At 40.2% G+C, this 2500-nt stretch carries 2 protein-coding genes and 2 rRNA genes (2 of these 4 only partly in view); 3 read left to right on the forward strand and 1 reads right to left on the reverse strand.

Annotated elements, in window-relative coordinates:
- The 3 genes from ACW0JX_RS01635 to ACW0JX_RS01645 form a co-directional block, all read left to right on the forward strand.
- A 23S ribosomal RNA gene (locus ACW0JX_RS01635) occupies nt 1-948 on the forward strand (it extends 1974 nt beyond the left edge of the window).
- Between the two features lie 49 nt (nt 949-997).
- Nucleotides 998-1113 (forward strand): 5S ribosomal RNA (gene rrf / locus ACW0JX_RS01640).
- A gap of 252 nt (nt 1114-1365) precedes the next feature.
- A complete protein-coding gene (locus ACW0JX_RS01645) occupies nt 1366-2286 on the forward strand; it encodes a DMT family transporter (protein WP_064531749.1) in 921 nt (306 codons plus the stop codon).
- A gap of 86 nt (nt 2287-2372) precedes the next feature.
- Here ACW0JX_RS01645 and ACW0JX_RS01650 read toward each other — a convergent pair whose 3' ends face one another.
- On the reverse strand, nt 2373-2500 hold the end of the coding sequence (locus tag ACW0JX_RS01650; RefSeq protein WP_000460203.1) for a sulfotransferase family 2 domain-containing protein. The gene runs 664 nt beyond the window's last position; the window shows 128 of its 792 coding nt (coding positions 665-792); the start codon falls outside the window, past its right edge; it ends in the stop codon at nt 2373-2375.

A 2500-nucleotide genomic window follows, 5' to 3' on the forward strand; every position in this document is an offset into this window, starting at 1 on the left:
AAGTTCCGACCCGCACGAAAGGTGTAACGATTTGGGCACTGTCTCAACCAGAGACTCGGTGAAATTATAGTACCTGTGAAGATGCAGGTTACCCGCGACAGGACGGAAAGACCCCGTGGAGCTTTACTGTAGCCTGATATTGAATTTTGGTACAGTTTGTACAGGATAGGCGGGAGCCATTGAAACCGGAGCGCTAGCTTCGGTGGAGGCGCTGGTGGGATACCGCCCTGACTGTATTGAAATTCTAACCTACGGGTCTTATCGACCCGGGAGACAGTGTCAGGTGGGCAGTTTGACTGGGGCGGTCGCCTCCTAAAGTGTAACGGAGGCGCCCAAAGGTTCCCTCAGAATGGTTGGAAATCATTCGTAGAGTGCAAAGGCATAAGGGAGCTTGACTGCGAGACCTACAAGTCGAGCAGGGACGAAAGTCGGGCTTAGTGATCCGGTGGTTCCGCATGGAAGGGCCATCGCTCAACGGATAAAAGCTACCCCGGGGATAACAGGCTTATCTCCCCCAAGAGTCCACATCGACGGGGAGGTTTGGCACCTCGATGTCGGCTCATCGCATCCTGGGGCTGTAGTCGGTCCCAAGGGTTGGGCTGTTCGCCCATTAAAGCGGTACGCGAGCTGGGTTCAGAACGTCGTGAGACAGTTCGGTCCCTATCCGTCGTGGGCGTAGGAAATTTGAGAGGAGCTGTCCTTAGTACGAGAGGACCGGGATGGACGCACCGCTGGTGTACCAGTTGTTCTGCCAAGGGCATAGCTGGGTAGCTATGTGCGGAAGGGATAAGTGCTGAAAGCATCTAAGCATGAAGCCCCCCTCAAGATGAGATTTCCCATAGCGTAAGCTAGTAAGATCCCTGAAAGATGATCAGGTTGATAGGTTCGAGGTGGAAGCATGGTGACATGTGGAGCTGACGAATACTAATAGATCGAGGACTTAACCATATAATATGTAGCAAATGTTATCTAGTTTTGAAGGAATATGCCTTCATAGTTTGGTGATGATGGCAGAGAGGTCACACCCGTTCCCATACCGAACACGGAAGTTAAGCTCTCTAGCGCCGATGGTAGTTGGGACCTTGTCCCTGTGAGAGTAGGACGTCGCCAAGCAAAAACCTAAGTCGTTTCGACTTAGGTTTTTTTGTGTTTATTTTTATTACTTAAAATATAAAGGTAAGAATTACCTTTTATAAGGATATAGTCGAGATATAAAAGAATGTTTGTGATCTTATATAAAAAGGTTATGCAAAAAGTAGCAATCTAGCTCTTTTTGCATAACCTTTTGTGTTTTTAAAGGATTTTACATAAGAAAAAATCTATAATTAAGGTAGTTAATATATATTTTTGATGGGTGTGGGGATTATGAAAGAAATATGCATGTTATTAGTGGCTGTTATATTATGGGGGACAGCTATTGCGCCAACAAAATGGGCTTTGGAATCTATCCAGCCGTTTACTTTGTTGTTTATTCGTCTTTTCTTTGCAGGTGGAATTTGTATGCTATTTTCATTTAAGCAACTACAAAAATCAGTTGTACATAAAAAAGTTCCATGGAAAAGAATGAGTTTGTTAGCTTTTACCGGTGTAGCTGGGTATTTTATGTTCACATCGTACGGTATTTCTTTAACAAGTGGATTACATGTTAGTATCATAGATGCTGCATTACCATTAGTTACAATTCTTTTTTCAGCAATCTTCTTGAAAGAGAAAATTCGATTGAATTATTGGATAGGAATTATATTGGGTGCTATAGGAGTACTCTTTATTACGATTCCATCTAAAAGTGCTGATCAAGAAGTGTCTTTAATAGGAGATATACTGATATTATTAAGTACTTTTCTATTTGCTTTCTACACGGTTTTGCTAAAACGACCAAAACAAGAACAGTATTTATCAAACGAGGTTTTTACAACATTAACTTTAATTATTGGAGCTGTTATTCTATTACCATTTGCACTGGTAGAAATTCTTTATTACGGTTTACCGAAGATTGAAACTTGGAAAACGGGACTTAGTGTAATATACCTTGTTATTGGAGCAACAATTTTAGCGTATTGGTTTTGGAATAAAGCGCTAGAGAGAGTTTCAGCATCAGTAAGCGGATTATATTTAAATGCATTACCGTTAATAAGTATTGTTACTTCAATTATTCTATTAAATGAATCTCTGACATGGAGAGTAATAATGGGAGCGAGTTTAGTTTTAATTGGAGTAGGATGGGCGGATAAGCAAAAGTTATGTAATCTATTAAAAGGTAATAAGGTGAAGAATAGAGACTGTTAAACAGTATGATTTATATAATTGACATGTAAAAAAGATACCTTATATATGAGGTATCTTTTTTATTTAGCAAAGATAATAGACTAAAATTAGTATGGATATTCTTTGCTGTATTTATATGTGTCGAAATCATTTTGAAATATTGTTTGAACAAGTTGTATACATTCAGTATCATAAAAGCTTTCAAAAGTTGGATGACGGGGAAATAAAGGATCAG

The sequence above is a fragment of the Bacillus sp. C-3-6 genome (assembly GCF_054509685.1).